The organism is Brevundimonas sp. (assembly GCF_036963785.1).
In the GTDB taxonomy this organism is placed as follows: Bacteria; Pseudomonadota; Alphaproteobacteria; order Caulobacterales; family Caulobacteraceae; genus Brevundimonas.
In genome coordinates, this window is the sequence record NZ_JBALUS010000002.1 from 456,682 (window position 1) to 473,270 (window position 16,589).

General features: G+C 68.2%; 15 protein-coding genes. 10 read left to right on the forward strand and 5 right to left on the reverse strand.

Features of this window, described 5'->3' with window-relative positions; translation table 11 throughout:
• Positions 1–19 precede the first annotated feature (19 nt).
• Both secG and tpiA read right to left on the reverse strand, forming a co-directional pair.
• Positions 20–427: a preprotein translocase subunit SecG gene (gene secG / locus V7672_RS05865; RefSeq protein WP_335623658.1), complete on the reverse strand. Its 408-nt coding sequence runs from the start codon at positions 425–427 to the stop codon at positions 20–22.
• A gap of 91 nt (positions 428–518) precedes the next feature.
• A complete protein-coding gene (gene tpiA, locus V7672_RS05870; RefSeq protein WP_335623659.1) occupies positions 519–1,268 on the reverse strand; it encodes a triose-phosphate isomerase in 750 nt (249 codons plus the stop codon).
• A 120-nt stretch (positions 1,269–1,388) separates the two neighbouring features.
• Here tpiA and V7672_RS05875 point away from each other — a divergent pair, with 120 nt between their 5' ends.
• Together V7672_RS05875 and trpE are read left to right on the forward strand one after the other, a co-directional pair.
• Positions 1,389–3,290 (forward strand): peptidylprolyl isomerase, encoded by a 1,902-nt coding sequence (locus V7672_RS05875; RefSeq protein ID WP_335623660.1) that lies wholly within the window; start codon positions 1,389–1,391, stop codon positions 3,288–3,290.
• Positions 3,287–4,798 carry an anthranilate synthase component I gene (trpE, locus tag V7672_RS05880; RefSeq protein ID WP_335623661.1) on the forward strand — a complete coding sequence of 504 codons (1,512 nt, stop codon included), beginning with the start codon at positions 3,287–3,289 and terminating at the stop codon, positions 4,796–4,798. Before V7672_RS05875 ends, trpE begins: the two co-directional genes overlap by 4 nt.
• Here trpE and V7672_RS05885 read toward each other — a convergent pair.
• Entirely contained in the window at positions 4,784–4,984 is a 201-nt protein-coding gene (locus V7672_RS05885) for a hypothetical protein (protein WP_322258002.1), read from the reverse strand. The genes trpE and V7672_RS05885 overlap by 15 nt on opposite strands.
• 102 nt (positions 4,985–5,086) lie before the next feature.
• Between V7672_RS05885 and V7672_RS05890 the strand changes: the two genes are divergently transcribed.
• The 5 genes from V7672_RS05890 (at position 5,087) to lexA (ending at position 8,707) form a co-directional block, all read left to right on the forward strand.
• Positions 5,087–5,677 (forward strand): anthranilate synthase component II, encoded by a 591-nt coding sequence (locus V7672_RS05890; protein WP_335623662.1) that lies wholly within the window; start codon positions 5,087–5,089, stop codon positions 5,675–5,677.
• 1 nt (position 5,678) lies between these two features.
• Positions 5,679–6,710: an anthranilate phosphoribosyltransferase gene (gene trpD, locus V7672_RS05895; protein ID WP_335623663.1), complete on the forward strand. Its 1,032-nt coding sequence runs from the start codon at positions 5,679–5,681 to the stop codon at positions 6,708–6,710.
• Positions 6,707–7,495 (forward strand): indole-3-glycerol phosphate synthase TrpC, encoded by a 789-nt coding sequence (gene trpC / locus V7672_RS05900; protein WP_335623664.1) that lies wholly within the window; start codon positions 6,707–6,709, stop codon positions 7,493–7,495. The genes trpD and trpC overlap by 4 nt, the downstream gene beginning before the upstream one ends.
• Positions 7,492–7,896 carry a hypothetical protein gene (locus V7672_RS05905; protein ID WP_335623665.1) on the forward strand — a complete coding sequence of 135 codons (405 nt, stop codon included), beginning with the start codon at positions 7,492–7,494 and terminating at the stop codon, positions 7,894–7,896. Before trpC ends, V7672_RS05905 begins: the two co-directional genes overlap by 4 nt.
• A gap of 112 nt (positions 7,897–8,008) precedes the next feature.
• Positions 8,009–8,707: a transcriptional repressor LexA gene (gene lexA, locus V7672_RS05910; RefSeq protein WP_335623666.1), complete on the forward strand. Its 699-nt coding sequence runs from the start codon at positions 8,009–8,011 to the stop codon at positions 8,705–8,707.
• Here the strand turns inward: lexA and V7672_RS05915 are convergent.
• Positions 8,698–10,818: a ComEC/Rec2 family competence protein gene (locus V7672_RS05915; RefSeq protein ID WP_335623667.1), complete on the reverse strand. Its 2,121-nt coding sequence runs from the start codon at positions 10,816–10,818 to the stop codon at positions 8,698–8,700. The two genes, lexA and V7672_RS05915, sit on opposite strands and share 10 nt — an antisense overlap.
• 80 nt (positions 10,819–10,898) lie before the next feature.
• Here V7672_RS05915 and gltX point away from each other — a divergent pair, with 80 nt between their 5' ends.
• From gltX to V7672_RS05930, 3 genes are all read left to right on the forward strand, one after another.
• Positions 10,899–12,293: a glutamate--tRNA ligase gene (gene gltX / locus V7672_RS05920; protein ID WP_442888996.1), complete on the forward strand. Its 1,395-nt coding sequence runs from the start codon at positions 10,899–10,901 to the stop codon at positions 12,291–12,293.
• A gap of 86 nt (positions 12,294–12,379) precedes the next feature.
• Positions 12,380–13,681 (forward strand): citrate synthase, encoded by a 1,302-nt coding sequence (gene gltA, locus V7672_RS05925; RefSeq protein ID WP_335623669.1) that lies wholly within the window; start codon positions 12,380–12,382, stop codon positions 13,679–13,681.
• Between the two features lie 150 nt (positions 13,682–13,831).
• Positions 13,832–16,240 (forward strand): DUF305 domain-containing protein, encoded by a 2,409-nt coding sequence (locus V7672_RS05930; RefSeq protein WP_335623670.1) that lies wholly within the window; start codon positions 13,832–13,834, stop codon positions 16,238–16,240.
• On the opposite strand, the gene V7672_RS05935 is transcribed toward V7672_RS05930, so the two are convergent.
• The gene (locus tag V7672_RS05935) at positions 16,230–16,508 is read right to left on the reverse strand and encodes a hypothetical protein (protein ID WP_335623671.1); all 279 of its coding nucleotides are present in this window, start codon (positions 16,506–16,508) and stop codon (positions 16,230–16,232) included. The two genes, V7672_RS05930 and V7672_RS05935, sit on opposite strands and share 11 nt — an antisense overlap.
• Positions 16,509–16,589 lie beyond the last annotated feature (81 nt).

Below are 16,589 nucleotides of genomic sequence, written 5' to 3' on the forward strand. Positions count from 1 at the left end.
GGGCTGCGGGGTCGAAAACCTACTGAGCGGGCTCCGACCCGGCCAGATCATTCAGGTCATCCAGAGTCGGTGCCGCCGGGGCCGCGTCAGGCGCGGTGACCGGAGGCGGTGCGACGCCCGGCTCGGTACCTTCAGTCGGAGGGGCGGTTGGCTGGACCAGCGCGCCGACGGCATCGGCATCGATGCCCGAGCTGGATCCGCGAGAGATATTGCCCGCAACCGTCAGGCTGATCGCCAGTATGAAGAACAGGGCCGCCAGAATCCAGGTCGACTTGGTCAGCAGATTGCCGGCTCCGCGCGCCGTCATGAAGCCCGACGGACCGCCGCCCATACCGAGCGCGCCCCCTTCGGAGCGCTGCAGCAGCACCAGCGCCGTCATGGCGAGCGAGACGAGGATGATGGCGACGAGGAGAACGGTCTGGAGCATGGCTGCTTATATGTGTGGCGCGGGGCTGCGCCGATCAAGCGGCGGGCTCTATCATTGTTGTCGATGGGGCGCAAACCCCAGCAGGGCGGGATCAGGCCGCGCGGATGATGCGGATGAAATCCTCGGCCTTCAGCGAGGCCCCGCCCACGAGTCCGCCGCCGACCTCGGGCACCGCCAGGATATCGGCGGCGTTGTCCGGCTTCATCGACCCGCCGTACAGAATGGGCGCCTGACGGGCGCCCTGCCCCAACCGCTCGACCAGAGCCGTGCGGATCGCGGCATGGACCTCGGCGATCTGGTCCAGCGTCGGCGTCAGGCCGGTGCCGATCGCCCAGATAGGCTCATAGGCCAGAGCGAACGACCGGTCCTTCAGCGCATCAGGCAGCGAGGCCCGCACCTGGGTGGTGACGAAAGCGACGGCCTGACCGGCTTCCCGCGTCTCCAGCGACTCGCCGACGCAGATGATCGGCTCCAGCCCGGCTCTCAGGGCCGCCTCGACCTTGGCGGCGACATCGGCGTCGGTCTCGCCGAACCCCTCGCGACGTTCGGAATGCCCCAGAATCACCAGCCGCGCCCCCGCGTCCGCCAGCATCGGGGCCGAGATCGAGCCCGTGAAGGCCCCGGAATCCTTGGGATGGCAATCCTGTCCGCCCAATTCGACGGGGCCGGCGCCCAGCTTCCAGGCCATCTGCGCGATCAGGGTCGCGGGCGGGCACAGGCCGACGCGGGCGTTGACGGGATCGGCTTCCAACGCCTGACGGAGGGCACCGGCTTCATCCAGCGCCGGGGTCAGGCCATTCATCTTCCAGTTGCCGACAATCAGTTTCACAAGCGTTTCCATGGACACGGTTTAGGAGCAGATCACGGATGCGCCAAGCCTGTGTCTTGCCGCAAGGGGGGTGCTGCCCCTATACGCCGATAAAGCCCCGCGTGGGCACCTGCGCACTGCTCAAGGTTTGTCATGATCAGCAACTTCCGCAACTTCGCCAAGTCGCCCTGGGCGATTGCCATTATCGGGCTGATCGCGGTCAGCTTTTTGATCGTCGGCAACGAAGCGGACATCTTCGCCTCGCTGGGGCCGCGCGATGTGGTCAAGGCCGGCGACCGCAGCGTCACTCAGCAGGAGTTCCTGGCGGATTTCGAACAGGAGCGGGCCAACTATCAGGAACAGACCGGCGCCTCGGTCACCATCGAGGACATGGTCGGCCAGAACGTCCATATCCGCTACCTTGAGGGCAAGACGCAGGAACTGTCATTCCTGAACTGGGCCCATCGCGTGGGAATCCGGCCGGGCAAGGAACTGGTCCTCAAGCAGATTCGCCAGATCCCGAACTTCTTCAATCAGATCACCGGTCAATTTGACGAAGAGGCCTACCGCTCCGTCCTGCAGAGCCTAAACATGACCCCGGCCGACCTGGAGCGGGACCTGACCGACCAGTATGCCCAGAACCACTTCGGCGCGTCGCTGTATGCGGCCGCCCGGGTGCCCCGGATCTATGGTGCCGTGATCGCCAACGGCGCGCTGGAGCGCCGCGATGGCCGCTGGTTCACCGTCACCCAGGCGATGGCCGGCACCGCGCCCGCCCCGACCGACGCACAGCTGACCGCCTTCATGACCGAGAACGAGGCCCAGCTGCGTCGTCCGGAAACCCGGGTCGCCTCGATCGTACTGTTCGACAACCCTCCGGGACAGGCGCCCGAGATCAGCGAAGAGGCCATCGTGGAGCGGTTCGAGTTCCGCAAGGACTCCCTGTCCATTCCCGAACGTCGGACCTTTGCCGTCTATCCGGCCGCGAGCAACGAGGCCGCCCAGCGGATTTCGACGGCCCTGAAGGCGGGCGAGAACCCCGGCGTCGAGCCCACCCCCTACTCCGAAACCCCGCAGAGCGCCGTGCCCGATCCCGCCGTGGGGGCCGCCGTGTTCGGTCTTGCCGGACCGGGTGTGTCTGATCCGGTCCGGACGCGCGTCGGCTTTGCCGTCGTCCAGGTGACCGCCATTCAACCCGGCGAGGCCGCGACTCTGGAAGGCGTGCGCGAGGCCATCGTTCAGGAGCTTCAGGCCGAGGCTGCCACGGGCGCGGAGTTCGAACGGGTCGAACGCTACGAGGCGGCTCGCAACAGCGGCATGTCGCTGGAACAGGCCGTCGAGGAGGTCGGCGCCCGGATCATCACCCTGCCCGCCTTCACGCAACAGGGCTTCCGCGCGGACGGCAGCCAGATCAACGCCCCGCCCCAGATTTTCGAGACCGCATGGCGTCTGCCCGAAGGGGGCGTCAGTGACGTCATCGATGCGGGTCAGGGTCAGTATTTCGTGCTGCGCCTCGACGACATCCGGCCGGCCTCCATGCCCGCGCTGGACGATGTCCGCGAAATTCTGGTGCGGGAATGGACGGCCCGCGAGAACAACCGCCTGCTCAGCGCCAAGGCCGAGGAGCTGGCCGCGCGCGTCCGGGCCGGGGAAGACATCGCCGAGGTCGCCCGCTCGGTCGGGGCCACCCTGATCACGCGTGAGAACACGCTTCAGGATGAGGAAACCCAGCAAGCCATCGGTGGGGGTGTGCTGCAGGGCCTGTTCGGTCAGGCCAAGGGGCAGGTCTTTGTCCAGCCGGCCAGCCAGACCGCCTTTGCCGTGGGCGTCGTCGATGACATCCGCGCCTCGGATGCTGCCACGGTTGCGCCGATCGCCGAGCGGATCCGTCCGCGGATCACACAGGACCTGGTGTCGGGTCTGGGCGACAGCGCCATCGGCTGGACCCAGGTGAACTCCAAGGCCAGCTATGACGTCGGTGCCGCCCGTCAGGCGCTCGGCCTGCCCGAAGAGGCCCCCGCCGCCCCGGCGGGAGCCGCTGCCGGGGCTCAATGATCGACGAGCGTTCGCCGGTCGATCCGGAGGCCTTCGCCCGGGCCTGGAATGCGGGCACCCCCCAGGTCGTCGTCCGTCGCCGGATCGACGATCTGGAGACGCCGGTCTCGGCCTATCTCAAGGTCGGCAAGGGTCGGCCCTATGCCTTCCTGCTCGAGTCGGTCGAGGGCGGGGCGGTCAAGGGCCGCTATTCGATCCTGACGCTGGATCCCGACGTCGTCTGGCGCTGTCGGGATGGCAAGGCCGCGCTGGCCCGCGGGCCGGACGTCGCGACCGACCGGTTCGTCGATGAAGCGGATGACGCCCTGACGTCGCTGCGCCGTCTGATGGCCGCCAGCCGCTTTGACCTGCCCGAGGACCTGCCGCCCATGGCGGCGGGCCTGTTCGGGGCGTTTGGCTATGACATGGTGCGCCTGCTGGAGCCGCTGGGCGAGGCCAATCCCGACCCGCTGAACCTGCCGGATGCCGTGCTGGCCCGACCCTCGCTGGTCGCCATCTTCGACTCGGTCAGCCACGAGATCGTGCTGGTCGCCGCAGCCTATCCCGATGGCGAGACCCCGGCGGATCAGGCCCTGTCGCAGGCCATTGCCCGGCTGGACGATTTCGAGGCCCGGCTGGATCAGGGCCTGTCGCGTCCACGCGCTGCGCCCCTGCCCACGCCGGTCTTCGACACCCGCGTCGACGGCCCGGCCTATGGCGCCATGGTCGATCGGGCCAAGCGCTATATCGAGGCGGGCGACATCTTTCAGGTGGTGCTCAGCCACCGGCTGTCGGCCGAGTGGACGCGCGACCCGTTCGCCTTCTACCGCTCGCTGCGGCGTCAGAACCCTTCGCCCTATCTGTTCTATCTGAACTTTGGCGACTTCCAGATGGCGGGCTCCAGCCCCGAGATTCTGGTGCGGCTGAAGGACGGCGGCGTCACCATCCGGCCGCTGGCGGGCACCCGGGCCCGCGGCGCGAGCGAAGCCGAGGACCAGCGCCTTGAGGCCGAGCTGCTGGCCGATCCAAAGGAACGGGCCGAGCATCTGATGCTGCTGGATCTGGGCCGCAACGACGTCGGCCGGGTCAGCCGTCCGGGCAGCGTCACCGTGACCGAAAGCTTCGTTGTCGAGCGCTACAGCCAGGTCATGCACATCGTCTCGAACGTGACGGGCAAGGCCGATCCGAAGCTGGACGCCGTCGACACCCTGCTGGCTGCCCTGCCCGCCGGCACCCTGTCAGGGGCGCCCAAGGTCCGGGCGATGGAGATCATCGACGAGCTGGAGACCGAAAAGCGCGGGATCGGTTATGGCGGCGGCGTCGGCTATATCTCCAGCGACGGTCAGGCGGACATCTGTATCGTGCTGAGGACCGCCCTCTTCACGCCCGGCCGGATTCATGTCCAGGCCGGCGCGGGCGTCGTCGCCGACAGTGACGCGGCCGCCGAATATGCCGAGACCCTCGCCAAGGCGCGGGCTCCGATCCGGGCGGCAGAGGATGCGTGGCGTTTCGTCTCAGGAAACGACTGAGGCCGCGGGCGCGGGGTCTTCGAACTGCACGCCCGGGCCCAGCACAACGGCCCCCGCCATCAGCATCGCCGCCGCCGCCAGAAGGCCCATGGCCGCCAGCGCCCCGATCGCCTGTCGCGCCGCCGGTTTGGGGGCGTCCGCATCCAGCAGACGGCGGGCTTCAGCAAGCTTGGGTGTAATGTCCATGGTGGGGCCTCCCTCTCAGGCCCCAGACCAGTCTGATTGGGTTAACGCGCGGTTTACGCTCCGCCGCTTGGCGCAGGCGCAACGGCGCTCTAGAAGCCGCTCATGATCCTCGTCATCGACAACTACGACAGCTTCACCTGGAACCTCGTCCACTATCTGGCCGAGCTGGGCGTGGAGACCCGCGTGGTCCGCAATGACGAGCTGACCGTCGATCAGGCCCTGTCCGCCGGGGCCGAGGCGGTGCTGCTGTCGCCCGGCCCCTGTTCGCCGAACGAGGCCGGCATCTGTCTGTCGCTGATCGAGCGCGCCCCCGCGACCCTGCCGGTCCTCGGCGTCTGTCTGGGCCATCAGGCTATCGGCCAGATCTTTGGCGGCGAGGTCATCCGGGCGAAGGCGCTGATGCATGGCAAGACCTCGCCCATCCATCACGAAGGCCAGACCCTGTTCGCCGGCCTGCCCTCGCCCTTCACGGCGACGCGCTATCATTCGCTGGCCGTGCGCCGCGAGAGCCTGCCCGATGTGCTGACCGTTACGGCCTGGACCGAGGACGGCGAGATCATGGGCCTCAGCCACGTGTCGCGGCCCATCCACGGCGTGCAGTTCCACCCCGAGTCGATCGCCACCGAGCACGGCCACGCCATGCTGGCCAACTTCCTCGACCTCGCGGGCGTGCGCCGCAAACAGGCGGCCTGAGATGTCCGACGGGTTCAAGGGGCTGCTGGCCCAGCTGATCGAGGGGCGGCCGCTGGCCGGGCCGGACGCCCAGGCCTTCTTCGCCGCCTGCCTTCGGGGTGAGCCGACCCCCGCCCAGGTCGCCGCCGCCGTCACCGCCCTGCGGATGCGCGGCGAGACGGTCGAGGAAATCGCGGCCTTCGCCACCGCCATGCGCGAGGCGGCCACGCCCTTCCCCGTGCCCTATACCGTGATCGACACCTGTGGCACCGGCGGGGACGGACGCCACACCTGGAATGTCTCGACCGCCGCCGCCCTGGTGCTGGCCGGCGCCGGGCTGAAGGTCGCCAAGCACGGCAATCGGGCGCTGAGCTCAAAGTCCGGCTCGTCGGATGTGCTGGCCGCGCTGGGCGTCGATCTGATGGCCCCACCGGAGATTCAGCGGCGCGCGCTGGATCAGGCCGGCATCTGCTTCCTGTTCGCGCCCGCCTATCACGGCGCCATGCGCCACGTGGGCCCGATCCGCGCCGAGATCGGCTTCAGAACCGTCTTCAACCTGTTGGGCCCCCTGTCGAATCCGGCAGGCGCGAAGCGTCAGGTGATGGGCGTCTATGACCCCGCCCTGCTGGAGCCGCTGGCGGAAGTGCTGGGGCGTCTGGGGGCCGAGCGCGCCTGGACCGTCCACGGCGAGGGGCTGGACGAGCTGACCACCACCGGTCCGACCGAGGTGGCGGAATGGCACGAGGGCAAGGTCCGCCGGTTCACTGTCACGCCCGAAGACGCCGGCCTGTCGCGCGCCGATCCCGAGGCGCTGGTCGGCGGCGATGCCGAGGCCAATGCCAAGGCTTTGTCCGAGCTGCTGGACGGCGCGACCGGGGCTTACCGCGACATCGTGCTGCTGAATGCGGCGGCGGCGCTGGTGGTCGCAGACCGGGCCGAAACCCTGGCCGAGGGCGTGACATTGTCCGCCCGGGCCATCGACGAGGGCGCGGCCCGTACCGCCCTGACCCGCCTGTCCGCCATCAGTCACACCCGGCCGGAGCCGGAAGCATGAGCGACGTGCTGGACCGGATCGCCGCCTACAAGCGCGAGGACGTCATCGCGCGAAAGGCCGCCCTGTCGCGGGCCGAGGTCGAGGGCCGAGCGGCCGAGGCGCCTGCCCCGCGCGGGTTCAAGGCCGCCCTGCTGGCCCGCCGGGCCACCGGCCGCCCCGGCCTGATCGCCGAGATCAAGAAGGCCAGCCCGTCCAAGGGGCTGATCCGCGAGGACTTCGATCCGCCCCAACTGGCCCGCGCCTATGAACGCGGCGGGGCCGACTGTCTGTCCGTGTTGACCGACGGGCCCAGCTTTCAGGGCGACGACGCCTTTCTGGTCGCGGCCCGGGATGCCGTGCACCTGCCGTGCCTGAGGAAGGATTTCCTCGTCGACCCCTGGCAGGTGGCCGAGAGCCGGGCGCTGGGCGCCGACTGCATCCTGATCATCATGGACATGGTCGACGACGCCCTCGCCGCCGACCTGCTGGCCGAGGCCCGCCGGTTCGGCATGGACGCCCTGGTCGAGACCCATGACGAAGCCGAGATGGCCCGCGGCTTGGCCCTGGGCGCGGACTTCATCGGCGTGAACAACCGGTCGCTGCGGACCTTCGAGGTCGACATCACCACCTTCGCCCGCCTCGCCCCGCTGGCTCCCGAGGGTGCCACCCTGGTCGCCGAGAGCGGCCTGTTCACGCTGGAGGATGTGGCCATCGTCGTGAAAGCGGGTGCCGACGCCCTGCTGGTCGGGGAGAGTTTGATGCGTCAGGCGGATGTGGAGGCGGCGACGAGGGCGTTGATGAAATGACGGTTCGGCAGGCAGTGATTTTGGCCGCAGCTACAGCAGTTGCGACGGTCGGCTGCTCTATCCAGACACCCCCGCGCGACGACGGACGAGCGGAGGTCGAATGCGAGGCAAACGCCTCATGTCGGATGGTCTTTTTCGCCTTTACTGGCTTTCGTGGCGAGCGCGCGGAGCTCTACATCGACGAGGAGTTGGCCTACGCGGGCGTTCTGACCACGGCCGACTGGAGCACTGGGTCGTCCTACACAGCGCGCCTTCAGGTGTCGGACGGTGCCAGGCTGAGACTGATTGTCGATGGGGTGACGATCTACGACCAGCCCCTGACGGGAGACGGTGTGAAGACGATATACCTCTCCCCGTCCTCGGTTCAGCAAACGGACCACCCGGGCCCCCTCCTGGACTGAGCCTCCACCGCTAACCGCTCCTTAACCAGAACACCTCACGAACACAGCATGGACGTTCGCGGTGTGTTCCGCTATTGTCCACAGGCGGAACAGATTCGGGTCAGAGGTCTCCATGCTCACGCGCAAACAGCACGAACTGCTCATGTTCATTCATGAGCGTATCCGCGAGACCGGGGTTTCGCCCTCCTTTGATGAGATGAAGGCGGCGCTGGACCTGGCGTCCAAGTCGGGCATCCACCGGCTGATCACGGCGCTGGAAGAGCGCGGCTTCATCCGCCGTCTGGCGCACCGGGCCCGGGCGCTGGAAGTGCTGAAGCTGCCGGATCAGGCGGCGGTCACCCCGGCGCGCACGCGCGGCCCCTTCGTGCCCGACGTCATCGAGGGTGGCGGGCGTCCTGCGGCCAATGCCAATCACGAGAGCTCCGGCACGCGCGAGCTGCCCCTGCTGGGCAAGATCGCGGCGGGGACGCCCATTTCCGCCATCCAGCACGAGCGCGACCGCATGGCGGTGCCCGAGGCCCTGCTGGGCGCCGGCGAACACTATCTGCTCGAGATCGAGGGCGATTCCATGATCGAGGCAGGTATTCTGGACGGCGACTTTGCCATCATCCGTCAGGTCGATACGGCCAGCAGCGGCGAGATCGTCGTGGCCCTGGTCGAGGAAGAGGAAGCCACGCTGAAGCGTCTGCGCAAGCGCGGCGCCTCCATCGCGCTGGAGCCCGCCAACCGCGCCTATGAGACCCGCATCTTCGGCCCGGATCAGGTCAAGGTGCAGGGCCGTCTGGTCGGGCTGATCCGCCGCTATTCCTGATAGTCCGGGTCGCCCAGCCGGTTCCACGGACGCGCGCCCCGCTCGGTCGTTGACCACAGGGCGCGCCAGCCGCCCTCTGTGCGCCACAGCTCGACGCTGCCGCCGGTGGCATAGTCACGCCCGTCCAGCACCAGACGCCCGGCGCAGGCCTCTGGCAGGGCCTGCAGTTCGACCCGCACACTGACCACCTCGGCCGACTGGCACAGGGCCGCCAGTTGATCCTCATCGGGCGCTGCGCGTCCCCACCACAGCGCCAGCGGACCCGGTGTCTCGGGCGCACAATGAACCCGGCCACAGGTCCAGCCCTCCGCCGGGCGCTCGACAAGCGTCAGCCCCCGCCGCCCCGACCAGACGTCGCGAGAAAAGGCGCCGACCGTGCGGATCACCAGCGCCTCGTTCCGGGTGACGATGGCGGCATTGGTCCCGCCATCGGCGATCCACAGATCCGGCGTCGGGTGCCGGGGCCAGACCAGCACCGCGCAGGCCAGCGGCAGGCCCAGCCACCGCAGCCGTCCCCGCCACAGGCACAGCACCAGAATGCCGATGAAGGCGACCGGCAGGGCGATGACCGGTGCGCTCGCCGTACGGATCACCGCCCCCGGCAGGGTCGAGATCCAGGCCCCGACGGCCATGATGGCTTCGATGCCCCATCCCGCGACCGTCAGGAACGGTCCGCCGAGGCCGAGGGGCTGCAGCACCACCCCCAGCGCCAGCATCGGCATCATGATGAAGTCGGCGATCGGCGAACTGATCATATTGGCCAGCAGGCCATAGACCGCCGTCCGGTTGAAATGCTGCATGGCGAACGGGCCGGTGGCCATGCCGGCGACGAAGCTGGCCAGGATCGCCAGGCCGACCCAGGTCCCGGCCCTCTGCACGATCAGGATGGGCAAGGGCACCTTGATCTCGCGCGGGCGACGCGGCCAGGACTCGGCCAGCGCCACGAGGGCCGCGGTCGCCGCAAACGACATCTGGAAGCCCGGCGTGACGATGGCCTCGGGCTGCAGCAGCAGGACGGCAAAGGCGGCCACGGCCAGCGCATTCATGCTGATGGCGGGCCGGTCGAGGATGATGGCCAGGAAGGCAACCGAAGCCGTGATCGCCGCCCGCTCGGCCGGCGGGGGAGCGCCCGAGATGATCAGATAGGCGACGACCGCGATCCAACCGGCCCAGGCCGCCACCTTCTTGCCCGGAACGCGCAGCACCAGCCAGGGCACCGCCGCGATGCCAAAGCGGACGGCGAAGAAGATAAAGCCGCCGACGATGGCCATGTGCAGGCCCGAGATCGACAGGATGTGGATCAGGCCTGAGTCCCGCATGGTGTCGTAGGTCTCCTGCGCGATCCAGCTTTCGTGGCCGGTGGTCATGGCGGCGGCGACCCCGCCGACGCGGGGGCCCAGCCGTTCGACCAGCCGCTCGGCCAGTCCAAAGCGGAACTGGTTGACCGCCATGGCGATGCGCAACTGGCGCGGCGGCGGGGGCAGATCGATCCAGCGGCTCTGGCCCAACTCGAATCCCACACCGCCCATGCTTTGAAACCATGCCGTCCGGCCAAAGTCATAGGCGCCGGGCGCGGCCGGCCCCGGCGGCGGGTTGAGGATGGCAAAGACGCTGACGGCGTCACCCGGCCGGGGGGCCTCGCCGCGAACGGTGACGCGCAGCCGGACGGGCGTCTGATCCGGGGGCAGCCCCTGCACCCGGACGGGCGCCATGATGATGCGGGCGCCCCGGGCCCCGGGGCTGTCAACGTCCAGCACCCAGCCTTCGACGACCACAGGGTCGCCGGTCACCGGGGCGATGGGGGCCGCGACATTGTCCGAGCGCAGCTTGGCCACCGCCAGACCGGCACAGAAGCAGGTCAGCAGCATCAGCGGCACGGTGACGGTACGCCCAAAGCCCTGTCGCCGCGCCCCGGCCCACAGCCCCGCGCTGACCGCCGCCGCCAGCAGCAGCGGCCACAGCGGCGGCTCGGTCTTCAGAACGAAATAGAGACCGCACCCGCCGCCGAACGCCACCGGGGCCCACAGCCGCCAGCGATCCGTCTGGGCCCAAAGCGCCATACGCGCGCCCTCGATCACCCGCCCGGCAAATCGCTTTGCCAGGCTGGGCATGGGCGTTTCAGGGGCTATAAGGGCGGCCTCCTCCTGAACCGTGGCCAGACCCTCACCCTGTGACTGACTCCCCCGCATCATTGACCCCCCGGGCCCCTGCGGGCCCTGTTGTCACGCGCTTTGCTCCCTCTCCCACGGGATACCTGCATATTGGGGGTGCAAGAACGGCGCTTTTCAACTGGCTTTTTGCCCGGCGGCATGGTGGGCAGTTCCTGATCCGGGTCGAGGACACCGACCGCGAGCGCTCGACCGAGGCCGCCGTCAAGGCGATTTTCGACGGGCTGGACTGGCTGGGCCTGACCGCCGACGCCCCGCCCGTCTTCCAGCACGCGCGCGCCGACCGCCACCGCGAGGTTGTCGATGCCCTGATAGAGACCGGCCATGCCTATCGCGACTGGACCTCTACCGAAGAGACCGGTCGTCTGCGCGATGAGGCGCGGGCCGAAAAGCGCACCTTTGTCTCGCCCTGGCGCGACCGCGATCCGGCCGACGGCGACCTGACCCAGCCGCATGTGGTCCGGTTCCGGCGTCCCCTGGACACCCGCGTGACCCTGGACGACGCCGTTCAGGGCCCGGTCAACTGGCGCGCCGAAGACCTGGACGATCTGGTGCTGCTGCGCTCAGACGGAAATCCGACGTATAATCTGGCCGTTGTGGCCGATGACCACGACATGGGGGTCACCCACATCATTCGCGGCGACGACCATCTGAACAATGGCGCGCGGCAGGCCCTGATCTATGACGCCCTGGGCTGGACCCGCCCGGTGTTCGCCCACATCCCGCTGATTCACGGCCCGGACGGGGCCAAACTGTCCAAGCGCCACGGCGCACAGGCGGTGCACGAATATGCCGACATGGGCTACCTGCCCGAGGCCATGCGCAACTATCTGGCCCGGCTGGGCTGGGCCCACGGCGACGACGAACTGTTCGACGATGCCCAGGCGATTGAATGGTTTGATCTTCCCGGCATCAACAAGGCCCCGGCCCGGCTGGACTTTGCCAAGCTGGCGCACGTCAATGCCCACTGGATCCGGCAGGCGGATGTCGCCCGGCTGGTCGATCTGGTGGCGCAGTCTGATGAGGAGAAGGATGCCCTCGCCCGGGTCATTCCGCACATCCAGGACCGGGCCACGACCCTGATCGAACTGCGGGAGCAGGCGGCATTCGCCCTCGTCAGCCGCCCGATCACGCTCTCGGACAAGGCTGCCGGACAACTGACGGCGGAAGCGACCGAACGTCTCGGGCGGCTGATCCCTGTGCTGCGCGATCAGACCGACTGGACGGCCGAGGCCCTTGATTCCACGCTGAAAACCTTTGCCGAGAGCGAGGGTGTCGGCTTCGGCAAGATCGGCCCCCCGCTTCGCGCAGCCTTGACGGGGGGGGCTGCCTCTCCCGATATCGCCAGCACGCTGGCCTCTTTATCGCGCGAAGACGCCCTCGGTCGCTTGGATGATGCGCTGCAACATACTAAGTGAACGGCCATAACTCATTTGCGGATCGCGGCTCCTAAGCGGTTCGCCCCGGTCGGGGGCACCCGGTCGGCATGCACACAGGGACGCAGATGACCAACACCACCTCCCCGACCGGCACCGCCACCCTCACCTATGGCGACAAGAGCGTAGACCTGCCGGTACTGTCCGGCTCGACCGGTCCGGACGTCATCGACATCCGCAAGCTGTACGGCGCGACCGACGCCTTCACCTACGACCCCGGCTTTACCTCGACGGCCTCCTGCGAAAGCGCCCTGACCTTCATCGACGGCGACAAGGGCGTGCTGCTACACCGCGGCTATCCGATCGACCAGCTGGCCTCGCAGTCGAACTTCGTCGAGGTCTGCCATCTGCTGCTGCGCGGTGAGCTGCCGACGGCCGAACAATATGCGGCCTTCGAGAACAGCGTGACCATGCACACCATGCTGCACTCGCAGTTCGACCGCTTCTTCGAGGGCTTCCGCCGCGACGCTCACCCGATGGCCATCATGGTCGGCACGGTCGGGGCCCTGTCGGCCTTCTACCACGACAGCCTGGACATCCATGACCCGGTCCAGCGCAACATCTCGGCCATCCGCCTCATCGCCAAGATGCCGACCATCGCGGCCCGGGCCTACAAGTACCACGTCGGTCAGCCCTTCGTGTCGCCGCGCAACGACCTCAGCTATTCCGAGAACTTCCTGCGGATGTGCTTCGCCGTTCCGGCCGAGGACTATGAGGTCAATCCGGTGCTGGCCAAGGCCATGGACCGTATCTTCATCCTGCATGCCGACCACGAGCAGAACGCCTCGACCTCGACCGTCCGCCTGGCGGGCTCGTCGGGCGCCAACCCCTTCGCCTGTATCGCTGCCGGCATCGCCTGCCTGTGGGGACCGTCGCACGGCGGCGCCAACGAAGAGGCGCTGAACATGCTCAAGGAAATCGGCACTCCGGACAAGATTCCGGAGTTCATCCAGGGCGTGAAGGACAAGAAGTACAAGCTGATGGGCTTCGGCCACCGCGTGTACAAAAACTACGATCCGCGCGCCAAGGTGATGCAGGAAAGCGCCCATGAGGTGCTGAAGGCCGTCGGCGACCCCAACGACCCCCTGCTGCAGGTGGCCATGGAGCTGGAGAAGGTCGCGCTGAACGACGAATACTTCATCGAGCGCAAGCTGTTCCCGAACGTCGACTTCTATTCGGGCATCACCCTGTCGGCCATGGGCTTCCCGACCACCATGTTCACCGTGCTGTTCTCGCTGGCCCGTACGGTCGGCTGGATCGCCCAGTGGCAGGAGATGATGGAAGATCCGTCGCAGAAGATCGGTCGTCCGCGTCAGCTGTACACGGGCCCCACCGCCCGCGACTACACTCCGATCGAAAAGCGGGGCTGATCAGGCGCGACAGCGTCTTTCACCGATTAATTCTTGCAGAGGGCGCGGCGCAGGTCGCGCCCTTTTCATTTGCGACACCCCCGCCCGGGCTTTGGCCCCGGAAAGGCCCGTGCTAGCCATAAGGCACCACTGTCCTGGGGAGTAATATCGTTGAAGAATTCCGGTCCGTCGATCCGCAAGCTGCTCGGGGGCTCTGCGGCCCTGGGCGCCCTCCTGTTCGCCAGCAGCGCCTTTGCCCAGGACGCGCCGCTGATCCAGCCTGGCGCGCCCGGAGAGGCCAGCCGGACGCTGGAGGGCCGCGAAGCCGCACGGATCGCCGACAACCGCTATTCGGCCGACGACGTCGCCTTCATGCAGGGCATGATCCTGCACCATGGCCAGGCGGTCGAAATGGCCATGCTGGCCCCTGAGCGGACCAATACGCCGGCCATTCGCGATCTGGCGGCCCGCGTGCTGGCCTCTCAGGAAGACGAGATGGACTTCATGCGCGGCTGGCTGACCGAACGCGGCGAGACGGCCCCGATGACCGGGGCGATGGACCATTCTGCGCACGAAGGCATGGATCATTCTGCGCACGCCAGCCACGCCGGCATGCCGGGCATGGCCTCTCCCGAGCAGATGGCGCGCCTGGCCGCCGCCACCGGGCCCGAATTCGACCGCCTGTTCCTCGAGCTGATGATCCCGCACCACGAGGGTGCCCTGACCATGGTGTCGACGCTGCTGTCGCGCCCGGGCTCGGCCTATGACCCCATCCTGTTCCGCTTCATCAACGACCTGACCAATGAGCAGCAGGCCGAGATCAACCGGATGACGGCCCTGATCCGCGCGGCCTCGCCGGACCCCCGGACCAATCTGCGGGCCGGCTTCCGCGATGCCGAACAGGCGGCCCTCAACATGGAGCTGATCGCCAGCCTGCCCAAGCCCACCGGCTTCTTCGATCCGAGCAACCCGGCGGGCCTGCCGCCGCAGGTCGGCGACGAGACCGGTCGTCGTTCGCCCTTCCTCAGCTTCTCGAACACCGACATGGCCTTCCAGGGCGATCTGCTGGCCGTCGGCAACTACCACGGGATCAATCTGTATCGCCTGACCGACGCACCCGAGCCGCAGCTGATCAGCTCGATCGTCTGCCCCGGCGGCCAAGGCGACGTGTCGATCTATGGCAATCTGATGCTGATGTCGGTTGAATCGACCAATGGCCGCATCGACTGCGGTCGCGAGGGCGTGGGACCGGGCGCCAGCCCGGATCGCTTCCGCGGCCTGCGCATCTTCGACATCACCGATCCCGTGCGTCCGGTTCAGGTGGGTCAGGTCCAGACCTGCCGCGGCTCGCATACCCATACCGTCGTGGACGCCGATGAGCGCCGCCTGATCGTCTATAACTCGGGCACCGCCAGCGTCCGTGACGAGCGCGAGCTGGCCGGCTGCGTCGTCGGCACGCCGGGCGATGAGGGCACTGCCCTGTTCCGCGTCGATGTCATCGAGATCCCGCTGGCCGATCCGTCGCAGTCGCGCATCATCGACAGCCCCGCCGTCTTCGCCGATGAGGAAACCGGCGAGATTGCCGGCCTGTGGCGCGGTGGAGACCATGGTCAGGGCACCCAGACCACGCGCCAGACCGATCACTGCCACGACATCACCATCTTCCCGACGCGCAACATCGCCGCTGGCGCCTGCGCGGGTAACGGCATCCTGTTCGATGTCTCCGATCCGCGCGCGCCGAAGCGGATCGACGCCGTGGTCGATGAGGGCTTTGCCTACTGGCACTCGGCGACCTTCAACAATGACGCGACCAAGGTGCTGTTCACCGACGAATGGGGTGGCGGCGGGCGTCCGCGCTGCCGTGTTCAGGACCCGATGACCTGGGGCGCCAATGCCATCTATGACATCGTCGACGGCGAGCTGGTGTTCCAGGGCTACTACAAACTGCCGGCGGCCCAGACCGAGCTCGAGAACTGCGTCGCCCACAACGGCTCGCTGATCCCGGTGCCCGGTCGCGACCTGTTCGTTCAGGCCTGGTACCAGGGCGGGCTGTCGATCAGCGACTTCACCGATTCGTCGCAGGCCTTTGAGATCGCTTATTTCGACCGGGGCCCCGTGAACGCCGAGCGTCAGGGATCCGGCGGCTACTGGTCGGTCTACTGGTACAACGGCCGGATCTATGGCTCGGAAATCGGCCGGGGCCTGGACGTCTTTACCCTGACGCCCAGCGAGACCCTGACGGCGAACGAGATCGCAGCCGCCGCCATGGCGGACGAAGGCGGCACGGTGAACCCGCAGCAGCAGTACCCCGTCACCTGGCCGGCCCACCCGGTCGTGGGCCGCGCCTATCTGGACCAGTTCGCCCGCGACGGTGGACTGGATGCCGGATTGGCCGGACGGGTGTCGGCGGCGCTTGACCGGGCCGAACCGCTCGTCGAGGGCAATGGCAAGGATCCGGCCCTGGCCCGTGACCTGCTGGCGCTGGCGGGCGAGATCGACCCCTCGGGCAGCGATCAGGCGGCCAAGCGTCGGGCCGGTCTTCGCGAGACCCTGACCGGTATCGCGGCCCTCATCGGCTGAGGCCGCGATACAGAAGAGCCCCCGTGTCCGGGTCCTCGGCCGTGACCACCTCGGCCGAGGACAGGGCGGACACGGGCGCGGCCGGCACGCGGGGCGACAGGTTGAGGGTCAGGTGTTCCCACTCGGCGGCGTAGTCCATGCCCCAGGCGCAGTTGAAGGCCAGCACGTCGCGGCCGCCCCTGAGGCGCAGCCGGGTCGCGCGACCCCGCCGTTGCCCCAACAGCCGGACCAGCCCGGCCCCCTGCCCCGGCAGGATCAGATCGACCATGATGTCATTCCTCGCATTGCCTTTGCCGCCGCCTTGGTGGACGCTTGCACTGTGAGGCCGCCGCGTCTGAGCGGCATGAGC